Annotated in this window: 16 protein-coding genes; 12 read left to right on the top strand and 4 right to left on the bottom strand. The window is 61.2% G+C overall.

The window, feature by feature from the left end; genetic code table 11:
- Positions 1-287 precede the first annotated feature (287 nt).
- Complete coding sequence (locus ACIPL0_RS13310) at positions 288-2,405, top strand: mechanosensitive ion channel family protein (protein WP_400597140.1); 2,118 nt, start codon at positions 288-290, stop codon at positions 2,403-2,405.
- Between the two features lie 132 nt (positions 2,406-2,537).
- Here the strand turns inward: ACIPL0_RS13310 and ACIPL0_RS13305 are convergent, their stop codons facing one another.
- Complete coding sequence (locus tag ACIPL0_RS13305; protein ID WP_400597108.1) at positions 2,538-3,269, bottom strand: UTRA domain-containing protein; 732 nt, start codon at positions 3,267-3,269, stop codon at positions 2,538-2,540.
- Between the two features lie 374 nt (positions 3,270-3,643).
- Between ACIPL0_RS13305 and ACIPL0_RS13300 the strand changes: the two genes are divergently transcribed.
- The 9 genes from ACIPL0_RS13300 (at position 3,644) to ACIPL0_RS13260 (ending at position 11,801) form a co-directional block, all read left to right on the top strand.
- Complete coding sequence (locus tag ACIPL0_RS13300; protein WP_400597107.1) at positions 3,644-4,711, top strand: ABC transporter substrate-binding protein; 1,068 nt, start codon at positions 3,644-3,646, stop codon at positions 4,709-4,711.
- A 191-nt stretch (positions 4,712-4,902) separates the two neighbouring features.
- Positions 4,903-5,709 carry an alkaline phosphatase family protein gene (locus ACIPL0_RS13295; RefSeq protein ID WP_400597106.1) on the top strand — a complete coding sequence of 269 codons (807 nt, stop codon included), beginning with the start codon at positions 4,903-4,905 and terminating at the stop codon, positions 5,707-5,709.
- Positions 5,706-6,548: an ABC transporter permease gene (locus ACIPL0_RS13290; RefSeq protein ID WP_400597105.1), complete on the top strand. Its 843-nt coding sequence runs from the start codon at positions 5,706-5,708 to the stop codon at positions 6,546-6,548. Before ACIPL0_RS13295 ends, ACIPL0_RS13290 begins: the two co-directional genes overlap by 4 nt.
- Positions 6,535-7,332 carry an ABC transporter permease gene (locus ACIPL0_RS13285; RefSeq protein ID WP_400597104.1) on the top strand — a complete coding sequence of 266 codons (798 nt, stop codon included), beginning with the start codon at positions 6,535-6,537 and terminating at the stop codon, positions 7,330-7,332. The genes ACIPL0_RS13290 and ACIPL0_RS13285 overlap by 14 nt, the downstream gene beginning before the upstream one ends.
- Before the next feature lies 1 nt (position 7,333).
- On the top strand, positions 7,334-8,323 hold the full coding sequence (locus ACIPL0_RS13280) for an ABC transporter ATP-binding protein (RefSeq protein WP_400597103.1): 990 nt from the start codon (positions 7,334-7,336) through the stop codon (positions 8,321-8,323).
- Positions 8,324-8,488: 165 nt separating this feature from the next.
- Positions 8,489-9,142 (top strand): HAD family hydrolase, encoded by a 654-nt coding sequence (locus ACIPL0_RS13275; protein ID WP_400597102.1) that lies wholly within the window; start codon positions 8,489-8,491, stop codon positions 9,140-9,142.
- Positions 9,143-9,353: 211 nt separating this feature from the next.
- Positions 9,354-9,683, top strand: coding sequence for a hypothetical protein (locus ACIPL0_RS13270; RefSeq protein ID WP_400597101.1), 330 nt, complete (start codon positions 9,354-9,356; stop codon positions 9,681-9,683).
- Between the two features lie 299 nt (positions 9,684-9,982).
- Complete coding sequence (locus ACIPL0_RS13265; protein ID WP_400597100.1) at positions 9,983-10,801, top strand: hypothetical protein; 819 nt, start codon at positions 9,983-9,985, stop codon at positions 10,799-10,801.
- Between the two features lie 388 nt (positions 10,802-11,189).
- Positions 11,190-11,801 (top strand): hypothetical protein, encoded by a 612-nt coding sequence (locus ACIPL0_RS13260; RefSeq protein ID WP_400597099.1) that lies wholly within the window; start codon positions 11,190-11,192, stop codon positions 11,799-11,801.
- Positions 11,802-12,026: 225 nt separating this feature from the next.
- On the opposite strand, the gene ACIPL0_RS13255 is transcribed toward ACIPL0_RS13260, so the two are convergent.
- Positions 12,027-12,989 (bottom strand): zinc-binding dehydrogenase, encoded by a 963-nt coding sequence (locus ACIPL0_RS13255; RefSeq protein WP_400597098.1) that lies wholly within the window; start codon positions 12,987-12,989, stop codon positions 12,027-12,029.
- 155 nt (positions 12,990-13,144) lie between these two features.
- On the opposite strand from ACIPL0_RS13255, the gene ACIPL0_RS13250 reads away from it, so the two are divergent.
- Both ACIPL0_RS13250 and ACIPL0_RS13245 read left to right on the top strand, forming a co-directional pair.
- On the top strand, positions 13,145-15,226 hold the full coding sequence (locus ACIPL0_RS13250) for a carboxy terminal-processing peptidase (protein WP_400597097.1): 2,082 nt from the start codon (positions 13,145-13,147) through the stop codon (positions 15,224-15,226).
- 276 nt (positions 15,227-15,502) lie between these two features.
- Positions 15,503-17,266, top strand: coding sequence for a bifunctional diguanylate cyclase/phosphodiesterase (locus ACIPL0_RS13245; protein WP_400597095.1), 1,764 nt, complete (start codon positions 15,503-15,505; stop codon positions 17,264-17,266).
- A 219-nt stretch (positions 17,267-17,485) separates the two neighbouring features.
- Here ACIPL0_RS13245 and ACIPL0_RS13240 read toward each other — a convergent pair whose 3' ends face one another.
- Together ACIPL0_RS13240 and ACIPL0_RS13235 are read right to left on the bottom strand one after the other, a co-directional pair.
- Complete coding sequence (locus ACIPL0_RS13240; protein ID WP_400597094.1) at positions 17,486-17,851, bottom strand: hypothetical protein; 366 nt, start codon at positions 17,849-17,851, stop codon at positions 17,486-17,488.
- Positions 17,848-18,192, bottom strand: coding sequence for a multiprotein-bridging factor 1 family protein (locus tag ACIPL0_RS13235; protein ID WP_400597093.1), 345 nt, complete (start codon positions 18,190-18,192; stop codon positions 17,848-17,850). Before ACIPL0_RS13235 ends, ACIPL0_RS13240 begins: the two co-directional genes overlap by 4 nt.
- Between the last annotated feature and the right edge of the window lie 542 nt (positions 18,193-18,734).

The following is an 18,734-nucleotide window of genomic DNA, read 5'->3' as shown; positions in this document are numbered from 1 at the left end:
CGCAAATCGCTACCGCCGGCAAGCCGGACTGCTACGGAACAATCTGCGCCGTACTTGTAGGAGCGCGGCTTGTCCCGCGACCGGCTGCGAAGTCGTCGTAAACCCGGTAATCGCGGTGTGTCAGACAGACCACATGTACAGGGTTTACGACTGCTGCGCAGCCGCTCGCAGGACAAGCCAGCTCCTACAGCCCCACCCGCTTCGAGGTTGATGACCCGGTGACTGCCCTTTCCCGCCGCTGCTCCCTGTTCTGCCTGTTGCTGATCGGCCTGTTGGCTCTGCTGCCCATGGCGTCCTCCCAGGCCGCCGGGCTGCCGAGCCTGCTCAATGGCCAGAAAGCCCAGCCCCAGGCGCAGGAGCCGCTGGGGCAGTCGCTGGATGAAGTCATCACCTCGCTGGAAAACGATCAGCAGCGCAGCAAGCTGCTGGACGATCTGAAGAAGCTCCGCGATGCCACGAAAAAGGCCCAGCCCACCGCCGAACAGGGCGTACTGGGGCTGATCGGCAGCACCCTGTCGGAATTCGAAAAGCAGTTCACCGGTGACGACAGCCCGCTCAGCCGCTGGGCCGACGAGGTGTCGCAGGCCGAAGACGAGCTGATGGCGCTGATGCTGCCGGCCAATCAGTGGTGGCCGATCATCTTCAGTTTCGCCGTGGTCATCGCCCTGTGGAGCCTGCTGGCGGCAGCGCTGATCTGGCTCGGCCATCGCGTGCGCGTGCGTTTCGGCCTGTCCGAAGAACTGCCGCAGCACCCGAGAACCCTCGACATGCTGCGCTTCGCCCTGCGCAAGCTGGGCCCGTGGCTGATCGCCCTGGTGATCACGGTTTACCTGAGTTATTCGCTGCCGCCATCGCTGGGCCGCGATCTGGCGATGGTGTTGGCCTATGCACTGGTGGTCGGCACGCTGTTCTCGGCGATCTGCGTGATCGCGTTCTCGCTGCTCGACGGCCCGCACCGTCATCAAGCGTTGTACATCCTGCGTCATCAGGCGTTCCGGCCGCTGTGGTGGATCGGCAGTTTCGCCGCGTTCGGCGAAGCGCTGGGTGATCCGCGCCTGATCGCCAGCCTCGGCCAGCATCTGGCCCACACCGCCGCGACCCTGGCCAACGTCATGGCAGCCTTGTCCACCGGGCTGTTCATCATCCGTTTCCGCCGCCCCATTGCGCACCTGATCCGCAACCAGCCGCTGTCGCGCCGCCTGAAACGCCGGGCGTTGAGCGACACCATCGAAATCCTCGGCAGCTTCTGGTATCTGCCGGCGCTGGTGCTGGTCGGGGTGTCGCTGTTCGCCACGTTCTTCTCGGCCGGCGACACCAACACCGCGTTGCGCCAGTCGCTGATCTGTACCGTGTTGCTGGTGCTGTGCATGGTCATCAACGGGCTGGTGCGCCGCCACTCGCAGAAACCGAGCCACGGCCACAAGCGGCACACGCTGTATTCGGACCGGCTCAAGGCGTTTTTCTACACCGTGGCGCATCTGCTGGTGTGGCTGGCGTTCATCGAACTGGGCCTGCGGGTCTGGGGTCTGTCGCTGATCCGCTTTTCCGAGGGCGACGGCCATGACATCAGTGTGCGCATCGTCGGTCTTGCCACCACCCTGATGTTTGCATGGCTGGTGTGGATCCTCGCCGACACGGCGATCCATCATGCACTGACCCGCTCGCGCAAGGGCCTGGCCAATGCCCGTGCGCAGACCATGATGCCGCTGATCCGCAACGTGCTGTTCGTGACCATTTTCATCATCGCGGTGATCGTCGCCCTGGCGAACATGGGCATGAACGTCACCCCGCTGCTGGCCGGTGCCGGTGTCATCGGTCTGGCCATCGGTTTCGGTGCGCAGTCACTGGTCGCCGACCTGATCACCGGGCTGTTCATCATCATCGAGGACTCGCTGGCCATCGACGATTACGTGGACGTCGGCGGCCACCTGGGCACGGTCGAGGGTCTGACCATCCGCACCGTGCGCCTGCGCGATATCGACGGCATTGTTCACACCATCCCGTTCAGCGAGATCAAGAGTATCCAGAACTACTCCCGCGAGTTCGGCTATGCGATTTTCCGCATCGCCATCCCGTCGAGCATGAACATCGACGACGCGCTGAAGATGATCCGCGACGTCGGCCAGAAAATGCGCACCGACCCGCTGCAACGGCGCAACATCTGGTCGCCGCTGGAGATTCAGGGGGTGGAAAGCTTCGACGGCGGCAACGCCATCCTGCGCGCCCGCTTCAAGACTGCGCCGATCAAGCAGTGGGAAGTGTCGCGGGCCTTCAACCTGTCGCTCAAGCGCTACCTGGACGAGGCCGGCCTGGACTTGGCGACGCCGCGTTTGAGCGTGCAGGTCAACACCAGCGGCGGGACGGTGAGCGCAGTGCCTCGCAAGAAAAGCGATTCGACTTCGTAACCCTTGTAGGAGCTGGCTTGCCCTGCGAGCGGCGACAAAGTCGTCGTAAACCCAGTGAATGCGGTCTGTCTGAAAAACCGCGTGCACAGGTTTTACGACTGCTGCGCAGCCGGTCGCAGGACAAGCCAGCTCCTACAGGGGACTAACGGTGTCAGCCACCACCGCACTCACATGAATCGCATCATGCCGCCAATACTCAAGGTCGCAGTCGATCAACCGGCCCTGCTGGTCGTGGTTGACCCGGGCGATGCGCAGCCCGGGGCTGCCGATGGAGACTTTCAGCGCCGAGGCCGCTTCCACCGGCAACGCCGTGGGCACCATTTCGAATTGCACCTGACCGTAGCGGATGTCGTAATGCCGGGCGTAGAGCTCGGTCAGCGACTGATTCAGGTCGAATTCAAGAATCTGCGGGAAGTATTCCGGGTTCAGGTAATGCTCGACATAGAGCACCAGCCGCTCGTCTATCCGCCGCGCGCGGCAGATCTGGATCACGCTGGACAGCGCCGGCAGTTGCAGCAACGCGCAGATCGCCGCCGAAGCCGGTTGCAAACGTGCGGAGATCACCTGAGTGGCCGGTATCCGCCCCTGCGCTTCGACCATGGCGTGAAAGTGGCTGCGGCGCATCAGGTCGTAGGCCAGTCGCGGCGGCGAAATGAACCAGCCACGCCGCTCCTCGCGGTAGATCAGCCCGCGCGCCTCCAGTTGCACCAAGGCTTCGCGCAGGGTGATGCGCGTGGTGTCGAACACCTCGCTGAGCTTGCGTTCGGCCGGCAACTTGCTGCCGGGCAGCAACAGGCCATGCTCGATCTGCTCCTGCAGCGCGCTGCAAATGGTCGTCACCGCTCGGGGCATTTCCTGGCGCATTGCGTTACCTATCTGGACTAGACCAGCGCTATTCGGGGGCAATTTTCGTCACCGCAACCATCCGTTTCATGCCACCAAAGCCTAGGCAGCGTAGATGACTGTTGCGTGACAAGCCATATTTTCCGGCGACCGCCGAGCGCCTGAATAAAAGAATTTTTCCTTTAAACACCAGCTATTTAGCCATGGTCTACGCTTGTTTCCCAGCGACTGCCTGGGTGCGCAGCTATCGTGAATACCGTCGATCCGGACACGAAAATGTCATTTTAGTGGCCTAACTTGGCTCAGGTATTGCTGACCTAGACCAACCCAACCGCAACGAGCACTTACCCGACCGCTTCCACCATAACGTCGAGAAGTAACCAAAGGAGCTTCGAATGAAACACCTGTTGCTGGCATCACTCCTCGGTTCGGCCATCGCGCTGAGCACATCGGCCATGGCCGCCGACACCGATCTCAAGACTCTGGAAGCCGCGGCCAAGGCCGAAGGCGCCGTGAACAGCGTCGGCATGCCCGATGACTGGGCGAACTGGAAAGGCACTTGGACCGACCTCACCGCCAAATACGGTCTGGTGCACATGGACACCGACATGAGTTCGGCGCAGGAAGTGGCCAAGTTCGATGCGGAAAAAGACAACGCCAGCGCCGACATCGGCGACGTTGGTGCTGCCTTCGGCCCGATCGCGACCGCCAAGGGCGTGACCCAGCCGTACAAGCCGACCACCTGGGATCAGGTGCCGGACTGGGCCAAGGACAAGGACGGTCACTGGGCGCTGGCCTACACCGGCACCATCGCCTTCATCGTCAACAAGAAGCTGCTGCACGGTTCCGACATCCCGAAATCCTGGGCTGACCTGAAAAACGGCAAGTACAAGGTCACCATCGGTGACGTGAGCACCGCCGCCCAGGCCGCCAACGGCGTGCTGGCCGCCGCCATCGCCATGAAAGGCAGCGAGTCCAACATCGCGCCGGGCCTGCAACTGTTCACTGAACTCGCCAAGCAGAAGCGTCTGGGCATCAACAACCCGACCATCCAGACCATGGAAAAAGGCGAAGTGGAAGTCGGCGTGGTGTGGGATTTCAACGGCCTGAGCTACAAGGCCAAGATGGCCAACCCGGATGACTACGTGGTGCTGATCCCGTCCGATGGCTCGGTGATTTCGGGCTACACCACCATCATCAACAAATACGCCAAGCACCCGAACGCCGCCAAGCTGGCTCGCGAATACATCTTCAGCGACGCCGGTCAGATCAACCTGGCCAACGGCAACGCCCGTCCGATCCGCGCCGAACACCTGAAACTGCCGCCTGAAGTACAGGCCAAGCTGCTGCCCAACGAGCAGTACAAGAACGTGACGCCGATCAAGGACGCCGCGGCCTGGGAGAAAACCTCCAAAGCCCTGCCGCAACAGTGGAACGAACAAGTCATCGTCGAGATGCAGTAATACCCGAATGGCGCGCCATGGATGACGCGCCATTGTCACGTCACATACCCCTGTAGGAGTGAGCTTGCTCGCGATGACATCCGCTCAGACACTGTAACAGTGACTGGCCCACCGCTATCGCGAGCAAGCTCACTCCTACGGGAGATCAGCGCCAGTCTTGCGATACCGAATTCGAACACCCCGGAGCCGGCATGAAACACAACGTCATCCTGATTCTGCTCGACGGCCTGAGCTACAGCGTGGCGCAGCACGCCATGGGCCATCTGCTGGCCTGGCGCGAAGCCGGGCGCGCCGCTTTGTACAAGCTTGAGTGCGAACTGCCGGCGTTGTCCCGCCCGCTCTACGAATGCATTCTCACCGGCGTGGCGCCCATCGACAGCGGCATCGTGCACAACCATGTCTCGCGCCTGTCTAGCCAGCGCAGCGTGTTTCATTACGCCCGTGCCGGTGGCCTGAGCACTGCGGCAGCGGCCTATCACTGGGTCAGCGAGCTGTACAACCGCAGCCCGTTCATCGCTGCCCGCGACCGTCACACCGACAACGTCGAACTGCCGATCCAGCACGGCCATTTCTACTACGTCGATCACTACCCCGATTCGCACCTGTTCGACGACGCCGAGCACCTGCGCCTGGCGCACTCACCGAACCTGCTGTTCATCCACCCGATGAACATCGATGACGCCGGCCACAAACACGGCCTCGACACCCCGCAATACCGCAACAGCGCGCGCTCGGCCGACATCATCCTCGCCGAGTACCTGCAGCGCTGGCTCGACGCCGGGTATCAGGTGCTGGTGACCGCTGACCATGGCATGAACAACGACCGCTCGCACAACGGCACCCTGCCGGAAGAACGCGAAGTGCCGCTGTTCGTCATCGGCGACGCCTTCAGCCTCGACCCGAACGCGCAACCGAAGCAGACCGAGCTCTGCGGCATCGTCTGCGAGCTGCTCGGCGTGGCCCACGACAAACCTGTCTGCACAGAGGTGCTCAAGTGACTTCACAACCTCGCGGCAAATGGCTGGCGCTGCTGTGCCTGGTGCCGTTCGCCCTGTTCTTCATCGCTTTCCAGCTGGCGCCGCTGGGCTGGGTCGCGGTCAACAGTCTGTATTCGGACGCCGGCTGGGGCGTGGACAACTTCATCAAGGCGTTCAATTCGCGCTTCTACCGCCAGGCCATGCAATACAGCCTGGAGATCAGTTTCTGGTCGAGCCTGATCGGCCTGTTCATCGCCATCCTCGGCAGCTATTCACTGCGCAAGGTGCCGTCGCGGCTGCGGGATTTCGTCAGCGCCTTCGCCAACATGACCAGCAACTTTTCCGGGGTACCGCTGGCCTTCGCCTTCATCATCCTGCTCGGTTTCAACGGCGCGCTGACCCTGATCCTCAAGCAGGCCGGGATCATCGATGACTTCAACCTGTATTCGAAAACCGGCCTGATCATCCTTTACACCTACTTCCAGATTCCCCTCGGCGTGCTGCTGCTCTATCCGGCCTTCGACGCCTTGCGCGAAGACTGGCGCGAGTCGGCCTCGCTGCTCGGCGCCAGCACCTGGGATTTCTGGCGGCATATCGGTATTCCGGTGCTGACCCCTGCCCTGCTCGGCACCTTTGTCATTCTGCTGGCCAACGCCCTCGGCGCCTACGCCACGGTCTACGCCCTGACCACCGGCAACTTCAACGTGCTGCCGATCCGTATCGCCGCCATGGTCGCCGGCGACATCAGCCTCGACCCGAACATGGCCAGCGCGCTGGCGATGATTCTGGTGGGCATGATGACCCTGGTGACCGTCGTCCATCAGTGGCTGTTGAAGAGGAGCTACCATGTCTCGCGCTGAACGCGGCCCGGCCGGGCTTTATCACCGTCTGGTGGTGACCGTGCTGTTTCTGATCCTGCTGGCACCGTTGCTCGGCACCTTCGTCTACTCCATCGCCACCAGTTGGTCGGCGAGCATCCTGCCCGCCGGGCTGACCTACAAATGGTACCTGGCGCTGTGGAGCGACCCGCGCTTTCTGATCGCCTTCGGCCAGTCGCTGCTGGTCTGCGTCGGCGCGCTGATGCTGTCCGTGGTGCTGATCCTGCCGTTGCTGTTCGTGGTGCATTACCACTTCCCGAAACTCGACGGCCTGATGAACATCCTGATCCTGCTGCCATTCGCCGTGCCGCCGGTGGTGTCCTCGGTGGGCCTGTTGCAGCTGTACGGTTCCGGGCCGCTGGCGATGGTCGGCACGCCGTGGATTCTGATCGGCTGCTATTTCACCGTGGCGCTGCCGTTCATGTATCGGGCGATCACCAACAACCTGCAGGCGATCAACCTGGTGGACCTGATGGACGCCGCGCAACTGCTCGGTGCCAACACCTTTCAGGCAGCGTTTTTCGTGGTCCTGCCCAACCTGCGCAAGGGTCTGATGATCGCGCTGCTGCTGTCGTTCTCCTTCCTGTTCGGCGAGTTCGTGTTCGCCAACCTGCTGGTCGGCACGCGCTACGAAACCCTGCAGGTGTACCTCAACAACATGCGCAACAGCAGCGGTCACTTCAACAGCGCGCTGGTGATCTCCTATTTCTTCTTCGTATTGCTGCTGACCTGGGCGGCCAACCGACTGAACAAGGACAACGACTGATATGAGCTTCGTCAGCGTCGAAAACCTGCAAAAGAACTACGCCAGCACCGCAGTCTTCAGCGACATCAATTGCGTGATCAACCAGGGCGAGTTCGTCACCCTGCTCGGCCCGTCCGGCTGCGGCAAATCCACCCTGTTGCGCTGCATCGCCGGGCTGACATCAGTGACCAGCGGCAAGATCTTTCTCGACGGCAAGAACATCGTACCGCTGTCGCCGCAGAAGCGTGACATCGGCATGGTGTTCCAGAGCTATGCGCTGTTCCCCAACATGACCGTGGAGCAGAACGTGGCGTTCGGCCTGAAAATGCACAAGGTCGGCGCCGAGGAAACCAGGCAGCGCGTGGCCGAAGTGTTGAAACTGGTGGAGCTGACCGAGCTGGCCCGCCGCTACCCGCACCAGATGTCCGGCGGCCAGTGCCAGCGTGTGGCCCTGGCCCGTTCGCTGGTCACCCGTCCGCGCCTGCTGTTGCTCGACGAGCCACTGTCGGCGCTGGACGCGCGGATTCGCAAACACCTGCGCGAGCAGATCCGTGCGATCCAGCAGGAACTGGGCCTGACCACCATCTTCGTGACCCACGATCAGGAGGAAGCGCTGACCATGTCCGACCGCATCATCCTGATGAACCACGGCCGCATCGTGCAGAGCGGTGACGCCGAAACCCTGTACACCGCGCCGGTGGACGCCTTCGCCGCCGGTTTCATCGGCAACTACAACCTGCTCGAAGCCGAAGACGCCAGCCGCCTGATGCAGCGCCCGATCAGCAGCCGCGTGGCGATCCGCCCGGAAGCCATTCAACTGAGCCTGACCGGCTCGCTGGAAGGCGAAGTGCGCAGCCACAGCCTGCTGGGCAACGTGATCCGCTACCGCGTCGAGGCCCGAGGCGTGCAACTGGTGGTCGATGTGCTCAACCGCTCCGCCGCCGACTTGCACCCCGCCGGGCAACGCGTCACCCTGAACATCGAAGCGTCGGCGCTCTGCGAAGTGGCTTGAAAACAGCGGAACACACCTGTAGGAGCCGGCTTGCTGGCGAATGCGTCGAGTCAGCCAACATTGATGTGTCTGGTCCGACGCATTCGCCAGCAAGCCGGCTCCCACAAGGTCTACGCGTTTCACCAGTGACGACGGCGGCAATTATTTTGTGAGAGGACCAACACCATGGCACTGGCCATTTTCGATCTGGACGAAACCCTGATTCACGGCGACTGCGCCAGCCTCTGGAGCGAGCAGATGGGCCGGCTGGGCTGGGTCGATCCCGAGTCGTTCATGAAGAAAGACCATGAACTGATGGAGGCCTACGGCAAGGGCGATCTGGCAATGGAGGACTACATGGCCTTCAGCCTGGAGCCGATGATCGGCCGCACACCCGAAGAGGTGGAGTTTCTGGTCGGGCCCTGGGTCGAGGATTTCATCGAACCGATCATTTTCAGCGATGCCACCAAAGCCATCGCCGAACACCGCGCCAACGGTGATCGCATCCTGATCATCTCGGCATCCGGCGTGCATCTGGTGCAGGCGATCGCCGAACGCATCGGCGTCGACGAAGTACTCGCCATCGACCTGGAAGTCGCCCATGGCGTATACAGCGGCAAGACCACCGGCGTGCTGACCTACCGTGAAGGCAAAATCACTCGCCTGCTGGAATGGCTGGACCAGAACGAGGAAAACCTCGAAGGCGCCAGTTTCTATTCCGACTCCCGCAACGATCTACCGCTGTTGCAGAAAGTGGACTTCCCCCACGTCGTGAACCCGGATCCGGTATTGCGTGAACTGGCAGAAAAAGCCGGTTGGCCCATCCATCAGTGGAAGTAACGCTTGATCGTTAATCCGTAGCAGTCTGGCCGGGCGGCGTTCCAATGCCGGCGGTGGCGTCGGTAAAATCGCCACCGCCGGCAAGCCGGACGGTTAAAAGAAATACGGTTAAATCCCGACCGGCGGTATAACGCCTGTCAATGTCGACTGTAGCCAGAAAGTGTCGACGCGCGCTTAATGACAAGTGCCATTAATTGACAGGAGTCGCACCATGGCTAAATACACAATCAAGACGATTGCACGAGTAGGCACAATCCCCCCTTCCTCCGTTAAAAAGATCGATGTATCCGTCAGCGGTATTACCGAACTAACGCCCGACGTCACCCGAGGTGATGGCTTTGTCAGGCTTTATGAAGTCGGGAATGACGCCGATGCCGCAGATTGCATTGCAGAAGGGCCAGTCACAAAGCTGGGTAACTGGACATTATTAGTCCCTCTGATGAGCAAAGCCCGCTACGACATCTATGTCTCGGATTATGACAATAACGAGGCGGCTCAGTCCGTTCCTAAAACGCTGGATTGGGTAGCGCTTATCAAGTAGTCGTGCGGCGCGAAGAGCACTTACTGGAACGATTTTTTCATCCAGCCCGTTATGAAAAAGTCCCGAAAGTTGTTCACCCATACCACTCTTATGGCTTGCTGACGAAGGTGTATCGGTATTTCAGCAAGCCTGCCGATGACGCCGGAATACCCGCGCCGTCGAGCCATGCCCCCCCCCTTCGAACATTCCTCTTGACCAATGCCCTCAATCGGTATTCACCGGACATAGCGCTTGATTGCGCATCTGTCTGTCATGCCGGCAGCGGAAACAACGACCCTTTCCAAGAGGACAACACGATCATGAAGATCACTTTCTGCATCACCGTACTCGCGTTATCGGCCTGCATCAGCGCTTATGCGTCTGTCGAGCCGGGTGCGCTCCAGCAACAAACAGAGACTGACGGCCACGACGTCGCCGCGCGTTTGAATGCCCGTTATCTGGACACCTCGGCGGCCTGTGATGGCCTGCCTGCGTATCGCTGCAACGGCGTCCTGCTGCGCGCGGTCACGTTCAACCCGGCATCCCACGTGTGGAACCCCGGGTCCAGTGCGATCAGCCGCAACGGCGTGTCATTCAGTTACCTGCGGGCCGACGTCGGCAACGATTCGATCTACGGCCCTCAGGGCTTCATCATTGACCCGACGCCTGCGGCAACGGCCTATCCACTGGCCGTGCGCTGCGCCTACCCGGCGAATGCCGGCACTGACCTGATAACCGACAGCTGTCGCGCCCGCTGTGAGCAGGAGGGCGTTGCCAGCATCGAAAGCTGGCGTAACCGCTACGCGGCGACACCGCCAAAGAGCTGCGCCTTCAGCACCGAGCCAGAGCAATTCCAGCTCAGCGTACAGGTACGCCAGGCGTTTCCGGCCGACTGGCAGTTCATCTGGAACGAAGTGATCGTCGCGCCGTGGCCACAGGACATTCCCGCGCAACTGCCATTGGAAGCGCTGTTCTATACCCGCGCCGACGGGCTTGTGCAGGCTCAGTCGATCCAGCAGGACTACCGGGCGGCGACCGGTAAAACCTTGCCGCTGATCAAACTGACGCTGAAAGCGGCCGCGCCGTTCAGCTATGTGCTGGAGGATCAGGTGCCGGTGCAGATTGCTTCGCAGACGTAAGCGCTGAGGCTACACAAGCGCGCTCCTACAGGTTTTGTGCCATGCCTGAATTCACCAAACACCTCAAAACCTGTGGGAGGGAGCCCTGCTCGCGAAAGCGGTAGCTCAGACACATCGCTTTCGCGACCCTCGCAACCTCGGCCCCTCCCATAAAAAGCAAATGTCCTGCGCTGATCGGTAGCCGTCCGGCTTGCCGGCGGTGTCGCGCCATCGATGCAGGTCTCGCCTGTTGTCAAACGCCGGAGTAACGATTTCAACCACTGCGCCAGTCGACCAATGGCCCGTCGAGTCGCTCAGTTTTTAAACAAAACTGTCAACATTGACAGTCGCGGGAATCCCGCATTTGACCCGTAATAGAGGCTCCTTTCTACAGTCAGGAGTTCTCCCCATGGCCCATTCCACAAATCCCGCTTCGCCCTCAAAAAAACGCACCCTGGGCGGTGTCGCACCGACACTCATTCATGTGACAGACCCGAACGGTGTCGAAATACCCGAAAAGGGCAGCACCTGCCATACCGAGGCGCACGTCTTTGGCATCGCCCCGCCCGGTTTCACGGTCACGCTGTTCAATGGCAAGGACAGCCTCGCCGAAGCAATTGCCGACCCCGACGGTTATTGGGACTCAAGCATCAGCATCGGCGCGCGGCTTTTTATTCGCATCACCGCCAGAACCTCCCAGGACCCGGACGCTGTCTCCAATGAGCGCACATTCGGTATGAGCCCTTTCATTTTGTCGGTCACCGGCGCTGACGGCAGTGTCATCGCCGATGGCGGCACGACCGGCGTCGACAATGTGACCGTGATTGGCAAGGGTGTGTTCGCCGCCGGGCCCATCAGCCTGTGGGACAACGACGAGTACATCGGCAGCCTTCCCGTCAGCCCGGACGGAGACTGGAGCATCGAGCTCGATAGCCTGACAGCAGGTAGCCACGAGGTAAAAATCGGGCAGGTGCTGGAAGGCACCACCATGAGCTGGACCTGGACATTCGTGAAGCGATGAAGGTCGAAGACAGGCAACCCCACTGGCGGAACCGTCCATCCCGGAGATGTTTGCAGTCTCTCCCATGCCCTTGCAGGGGCAGCATTTGAAGGCAGGGCCAGACCGTGTTCTCGCTGAAAGCAAACCGGCATCGCTCCCACGATGCCGGCTTCTCATTACCTCACTGGGTCACCCGCTGTAGCGCAGAAGCGGAATGCCTTGCTGCAGGCGTCCTGTGAAGCCCGCTCAAACCAGCGTGGAATCGATCACCAGCACGACTTTGCCCGACACCTGATTGGTTGCCAGTTCGGCATACGCCTCTTCCGCTTCGAGGATCGGAAAGCTGCGCGCCAATTGCGGTTTCAGGCGGCCTTCGACGAACAGAGGCCAGACGTGCTGACCCAGATCGGCCAGCAGGTCGGCCTTGAACTGATCGTCGCGGCTGCGCAGGGTCGAGCCCAAGAGTTGGATGCGCTTGCCGAGCACCAGGGCCAGATCGAGTTCGGCCTTGCGCCCGCCCATCAGGCCGATCAGCACCAGACGTCCGTCGACACCGAGGACTTTGAGGTTCAGCGCGGCGTAGTTCGCGCCCACCGGATCCAGGACGACGTTGAACGGCGCGAAGTCATTGAGACCGTCCAGGCTTTCGCTGCGGATCACGCCACCCTGGGCGCCAAGTTCTTCGCAGTAAGCAAGTCGCTCGGCAGAACCGACGCTGACCCAGCACGGGTTGCCGAACGCCTTGCACAGCTGAATGGCAGCTGAACCAACTCCACTTGCTCCGGCGTGCAGCAAGACTTTTTCGCCAGGCTTCAGACCCGCCAGCTGGAACAGGTTCAACCAGGCAGTGGCATAGACTTCCGGAATACCGGCCGCTTCGGCCAGCGACACGCCTTCCGGCACCGGCAACACATGACGGGCATCGACCACCACTGCTTCAGCCATCGCCCCGCCCGCGACCAGCGCACAGACGCGGTCTCCAACCTTCCAGGCGGTGCCTGAACCGACCTCGGCGATCACCCCGGAACATTCCATGCCAAGGATATCGGTGACGCCCGGCGGCGGTGGATAGAGCCCGGCGCGCTGCAGCAGATCGGCCCGGTTGAGCCCGGCTGCAGCCACCTTTATACGGACTTGTCCGACATCCAGTGCCGGTGATGGCCGTTCAACCCATTCCACATGACCTTCAACGCCTTGCAATGCTTTCACGGTGCCTCCATAGTGAGTCTTGACTGAGCCCGATGCGCTTCCAAGCGTCCGGGCTTTTGGCATTTGTGACCGGGCTTCGTATCACGCTGATATGGAACCGGCGACTTCTAAGACGGCCTACTATGCGTTATCAACTGTCCCCGCGTCGAATCAGCATGAAGCACTTTTTGCCCAGCACCGCCCTTGCATTGTTTATCGGCCTGGCAACAGTGCCGATGTCTGCCAACACGTTTGCGGCCAACGCCTGGGACAATCTGCAACCCGATCGCGATGAAGTGATCGCCAGCCTCAATGTCGTGGAGTTGCTCAAGCGCCACCACTACAGCAAGCCACCGCTGGACGACAAGCGCTCGGAAATCATCTATCAGAGCTACCTGAAACTGCTCGACCCGGCGCGCAGCTACTTCCTGGCCAGCGATATCGCCGAGTTCGACAAATGGCGCTTCCAGTTCGACGACTTCCTCAAGAGCGGCGATCTGCAACCGGGATTCACTATCTACAAGCGCTATCTGGACCGCATCAAGTCGCGTCTGGACTTCGCCATCGCGCAACTGGACAAGGGCGTCGACAAGATCGACCTGACCACCAAGGAAACCTTGCTGGTCGACCGCAAGGACGCGCCATGGCCGAAGAACGAAGCCGAGCTGGACGACCTGTGGCGCAAGCGCGTCAAGGATGAAGTCCTGCGTCTGAAGATCGCCGGCAAAGAGCCTGCGAAAATCCAGGAAACCCTGACCAAGCGCTACAAGAACCAGCTGGCGCGTCTGGGTCAGACCCGCAGCGAAGACATCTTCCAGGCGTACCTGAACACCTTCGCCATGTCTTACGATCCGCACACCAACTACCTGTCGCCCGACAGCGCGGAAAACTTCGACATCAACATGAGCCTGTCGCTGGAAGGCATCGGCGCCGTCCTGCAGAGCGACAACGACAACGTCAAGATCGTGCGTCTGGTACCGGCAGGTCCTGCGGCCAAGACCAAGCAGGTCGCTCCGGCGGACAAGATCATCGGCGTCGCCCAGGGCGACAAGGAAATGGTCGACGTCATCGGCTGGCGTCTGGACGAAGTGGTCAAGCTGATCCGCGGTCCGAAAGGCTCGGTGGTGCGTCTGGAAATCATCCCGGCCAGCAATGCGCCGAGCGACCAGACCACCAAGATCGTGTCGATCACCCGTGAAGCGGTGAAACTGGAAGAACAGGCGGCGAAGAAGTCGGTTCTGCACCTGAATCAGGACGGCAAGGACTACAAGCTCGGCGTCATCGAGATTCCGGCGTTCTACCTGGACTTCAAGGCCTACCGTGCCGGTGATCCGGAGTACAAGAGCACCACCCGCGACGTGAAGAAACTGCTGACCGAGTTGCAGTCGGAGAAAGTCGACGGCGTGGTCATCGACCTGCGCAACAACGGCGGTGGCTCGCTGCAGGAAGCCACCGAGCTGACCAGCCTGTTCATCGACAAGGGCCCGACCGTGCTGGTGCGCAACGCCGACGGCAAGGTCGACGTGCTGGAAGATGAAAACAGCGGCGCGTTCTACAAGGGGCCGATGGCGTTGCTGGTCAACCGCCTGTCCGCCTCGGCTTCGGAGATTTTCGCCGGCGCCATGCAGGACTACCACCGTGCGCTGATCATCGGCGGCCAGACCTTCGGCAAAGGCACCGTGCAGACCATCCAGCCGCTCAACCATGGCGAGCTGAAACTGACCCTGGCCAAGTTCTACCGGGTTTCCGGGCAGAGCACCCAGCATCAGGGCGTGCTGCCGGACATCGCCTACCCGTCGATCATCGACACCAAGGAAATCGGCGAAAGCGCGCTGCCGGAAGCGATGACCTACGACACCATCAAACCGGCGATCAAGCCGGCGGTGGACCCGTTCAAACCGTTCCTGGCCCAGCTGCAATCGCGCCACGACCTGCGTTCGGCCAAAGACGCCGAGTTCGTGTTCGTCGAGCAAAAACTGGCACTGGCCAAGAAACTGATGAGCGAGAAGACCGTCAGCCTCAACGAAGCCGAACGCCGCGCCGAGCACACCGACGTCGAATCCAAGCAACTGGCGATGGAAAACACCCGTCGCAAGGCCAAGGGCGAAGAGCCGCTCAAGGAGCTGAAGAAAGAAGACGAAGACGCCCTGCCGGTGGACGACGACAAGACCAAACCGGAAGACGACGCCTACCTGTCGGAAACCGGGCGGATTCTCATCGACTACCTGGGCTTGAGTGGTTCTGTGGCAAAGAAGTAAGCAAGTAGGGCAGCCACGCTCTTTGTAGGAGCTGGCTAGCCCTGCTACCTGCCGCGAAGCGGCGGTGAATTCGGCAAATGCGGTGAATCAGGTATACGGCATGTGCAGGTTTTACGGCGGGTTCCCCGCCGGTCGCAGGACAAGCCAGCTCCTACAGGGGCGCGGCGCTTTTGGATGAAGTGATGGCAATTCGTCATCAAACAGTCATGAATCTGTCGTGAAATACAGGGGCTCGGCGCCAGGCGTCGGGCCCCTTTTTCTTGCCCCGAGATTGCCATGACCGTGACTGAACAGCTGAGCGCACTGAGTTCGATCCTGACTCATCGCGACTTGCACAGCCTGTTCCAACCGATTGTTTCGCTATCGGACCGGCGAATACTCGGCTACGAAGCCCTGACACGCGGGCCGTCCAACAGCGCCCTGCACTCCCCCGTCAGCCTGTTCGCCGTCGCGCGTCAGGCGGGCCGTTTAAGTGAACTGGAGATGGCCTGCCGTGAATCGGCCTGCCGTCGTTTTGCGGAACAGCAGCTGGATGGCAAGCTGTTCCTCAATATTTCCCCCGAATCGCTCCTGGAGGCCTCGCACCCGCCGGGCCGCACCCTGCAACTGTTGCAGCGCTACGGCATTCCGCCGAGCCAGGTGGTGATCGAACTGACCGAACAGACGCCGACCGACGATTTCGGTCTGCTCTACAACGCCCTCGTGCACTACCGCGACATGGGCTTTTCCATTGCCCTGGACGACCTCGGCGCCGGTTATTCCAGCCTGCGCCTGTGGTCCGAGCTACGCCCGGACTACGTGAAGATCGACCGGCATTTCATCGACGGCATCCATCAGGACGCGGTCAAGCGCGAGTTCGTCGGTTCCATGCTGCAGATCGCCAAAGCCTCGCGGGCGCTGGTGATCGCCGAAGGCATCGAATTGCAGGAAGAGCTGGCGGTGCTGATCGAGATGGGTGTCGATCTGGTTCAGGGCTATTTGCTCTGCCGGCCGCAGGAACACCCGCCACGGGATGCCCGCGCGCTGTTGCCGAAGATCGACCCCAACGCCGCCGTGCTCAACGAAGAAAGCAGCGACCTCAGCGCGCTGCTCAACAGCCTGCCGGCGGTGCAGCAGACCACGCCCACTGCCACGGTGCTGGAGGCCTTTCGCAAGCAGGCCAACCTCAACTCGCTGGCGGTGCTCGACGAACAGAAACAGCCGATCGGCATCGTCCACCGGCATTCGCTGTCGGACGTGCTGCTGCAGCCGTTCGCCACCGAACTCTATGCGCGCAAGCCGATCAGCCGGCTGATGAGCGATGACTTTCTTGCGGTCGAACTGAATCAGTCGCTGCAACAGGTCAGCCGCCTGATCACCAGCCGCGCGCGGCAGCGCATCGAAGAAGATTTCATCATCATGCAGAACGGCGTTTACCTGGGCCTGGGCCGGGTGATCGACGTGCTCAAGCTGATCACCGAGCTCAAGATCCAGCAGGCGCGCTATGCCAACCCGCTGACCCTGCTGCCCGGCAATGTGCCGATCCAGCAGTGCCTGACCCGCCTGCTGCAACAGGGGCGCGAGTCGATCATCTGCTACGTCGATATCGACAGCTTCAAGCCGTTCAACGATATCTATGGCTATGGTCGCGGCGATGAAGTGCTGTTGTGTCTGGCGCAATGCCTGAACGACCGCATCGATCCCAGCCGCGACTTCGTCGGCCACATCGGCGGTGATGATTTCCTGATGGTGCTGGGCTCGGAAGACTGGCGCAAACGTTTGAACCTGCTGCTGGAAGACTTCCAGAATCAGTGCCGGCGCTTCTATCGCGCCGAGCATCTGGAAGCCGGCTGCTTCGTCGCCCTCAACCGTCAGGGCCAGCGCCAGGAATTTCCGCTGCTGTCGTTGTCGGTCGGGGTGGTGCACCTGCACCCGGAAGCCTGCGCCAGCCTCGACGCCAGCCAACTGGCCGAACTGGCATCACAAGCCAAGCACCACGCCAAGGACGTCAGCGGCGCGAGCCTGCATGTGATCGATACACTGCGAACAAAACCTCTGTAACCGGCGACGGCGCTCTTGCCCGCGATGGCGATCTTGCGGGCACCACCACTGACGATCCCTGCAAATGATCCATTGTGGGAGGGAGCCCTGCTCGCGAAAGCGCCAGATCAGACACTGCAGCGCTGACTGACACTACGCCTTCGCGAGCAGGGCTCCCTCCCACAGGATCAGCGTTGTCTGAGATAACGCCATCAAATCGAGCAGAGCAAATTGCCCGGCTCAATCCATCTCCGGGTATTCGAATTCGAACACCCGCACCACCTCCGAGGCATGCCACGAGGCCGCCGCGACGCCGTCGGACGGGCCGGAGAAACGACCCAGGCGTTCGGCGCACTCGAAGAAGCCGGTACGTGGCAGGCGGCTGGCGCCCTGGCTGATCACCAGTGAGCTGCGCAACGGTTGATCGGCGCGGGCGTCGAGGGCTGCCAGATGTTCCAGTGCGGCGGTCAGGGTCTGCATCGCCGGGCTGGGCAGCTGGATACGCTCCAGCAAGGCGCGATAGGTCACCAGATGACGTTGCTTGCGTGCCAGATCCAGTTCGCCCAGCAGCGCATCCCAATGCTGACGGCTGATCCTTACGCTCATGCCTCACCTCGCCAGCCCGAGACGCCCAACTCCCAGGCCAGACTCCGGCGAATCGCCGCATCGGGCTGGCGCGTGCCGTTTTCGATCAACTCCAGATACGACGGGCTGATGCCGACCGAACGCGCCAGTTGCGCCAGTTCAAGCCCTTTGGCCTGACGCAGTGCACCCAGTTGCTCGAACGAGGGCAGATCGGCTGCGGCGGCGGTATCGCCAGACGGCGCGGCGGACGGGTTTGCCTGCGGGCGGGACACACCGGCAGCCTGCAACAGGGCCTGATACTGAGCCCATGGCAGCACTGCGTATTCTGGCTCTCCATCGCGCGAAATGACCTGAAGATCCATACCACCCCCTGTAGGACGAAAAACTGTTTCCAGTAGTCTTTTTCTTTGTATTGGCGGCATCTTAACAGCGGATGGGGGGCACTGGCGTGCGCTGAGTCGACACAGTTTTCTCAGGAGCGACGTTTTGCCGGGATTTTGCTGAGCGGAGGTGTTTTTTTGTCGTTATCCGGCGACGATTTCACGGATGCCACCGCCGGCAAGCCGGACTGCTACAGCATGATCTTCGCCATACCTGTAGGAGCTGGCTTGTCCTGCGGGCGGCGACGAAGTCGTCGTAAAACCTGTGCACTCGGTGTGTCAGTTACTCCGCCGAGTCTGCTAACGCAGCCTTGTTTCGCCTGGCGGCGAGTGACGCGGACCTGTAGGAGCGTGGCTTGCCCGCGATCGGCGACGCAGTCGTCGTAAAACCTGTGCACTCGGTGTGTCTGATGTATTGCTGGTCTGCTAACGCAGCCTGTTTCGCCTGACGGCGAGTTACTTGGAAAAGCCCCAAGTAACCAAGGGCTTCTTACCCCGCCATACGGTGCCTCGCCTAGGCTCGG

Source organism: Pseudomonas sp. NPDC090208 (assembly GCF_044746785.1).
In the GTDB taxonomy this organism is placed as follows: domain Bacteria; phylum Pseudomonadota; class Gammaproteobacteria; order Pseudomonadales; family Pseudomonadaceae; genus Aquipseudomonas.
Note: the sequence above shows the minus strand (reverse complement) of the source record. Positions and strands in the feature narration are given on the sequence as shown.

Excerpts from the sequence above, each read along its gene's own strand:
- ACIPL0_RS13310 (WP_400597140.1), top strand. The coding sequence starts at position 288 with ATGGCGTCCTCCCAGGCCGCCGGGCTGCCGAGCCTGCTCAATGGCCAG.
- ACIPL0_RS13305 (WP_400597108.1), bottom strand. The coding sequence starts at position 3,269 with ATGCGCCAGGAAATGCCCCGAGCGGTGACGACCATTTGCAGCGCGCTG.
- ACIPL0_RS13300 (WP_400597107.1), top strand. The coding sequence starts at position 3,644 with ATGAAACACCTGTTGCTGGCATCACTCCTCGGTTCGGCCATCGCGCTG.
- ACIPL0_RS13295 (WP_400597106.1), top strand. The coding sequence starts at position 4,903 with ATGAAACACAACGTCATCCTGATTCTGCTCGACGGCCTGAGCTACAGC.
- ACIPL0_RS13285 (WP_400597104.1), top strand. The coding sequence starts at position 6,535 with ATGTCTCGCGCTGAACGCGGCCCGGCCGGGCTTTATCACCGTCTGGTG.
- ACIPL0_RS13280 (WP_400597103.1), top strand. The coding sequence starts at position 7,334 with ATGAGCTTCGTCAGCGTCGAAAACCTGCAAAAGAACTACGCCAGCACC.
- ACIPL0_RS13275 (WP_400597102.1), top strand. The coding sequence starts at position 8,489 with ATGGCACTGGCCATTTTCGATCTGGACGAAACCCTGATTCACGGCGAC.
- ACIPL0_RS13270 (WP_400597101.1), top strand. The coding sequence starts at position 9,354 with ATGGCTAAATACACAATCAAGACGATTGCACGAGTAGGCACAATCCCC.
- ACIPL0_RS13265 (WP_400597100.1), top strand. The coding sequence starts at position 9,983 with ATGAAGATCACTTTCTGCATCACCGTACTCGCGTTATCGGCCTGCATC.
- ACIPL0_RS13260 (WP_400597099.1), top strand. The coding sequence starts at position 11,190 with ATGGCCCATTCCACAAATCCCGCTTCGCCCTCAAAAAAACGCACCCTG.
- ACIPL0_RS13250 (WP_400597097.1), top strand. The coding sequence starts at position 13,145 with ATGAAGCACTTTTTGCCCAGCACCGCCCTTGCATTGTTTATCGGCCTG.
- ACIPL0_RS13245 (WP_400597095.1), top strand. The coding sequence starts at position 15,503 with ATGACCGTGACTGAACAGCTGAGCGCACTGAGTTCGATCCTGACTCAT.
- ACIPL0_RS13240 (WP_400597094.1), bottom strand. The coding sequence starts at position 17,851 with ATGAGCGTAAGGATCAGCCGTCAGCATTGGGATGCGCTGCTGGGCGAA.
- ACIPL0_RS13235 (WP_400597093.1), bottom strand. The coding sequence starts at position 18,192 with ATGGATCTTCAGGTCATTTCGCGCGATGGAGAGCCAGAATACGCAGTG.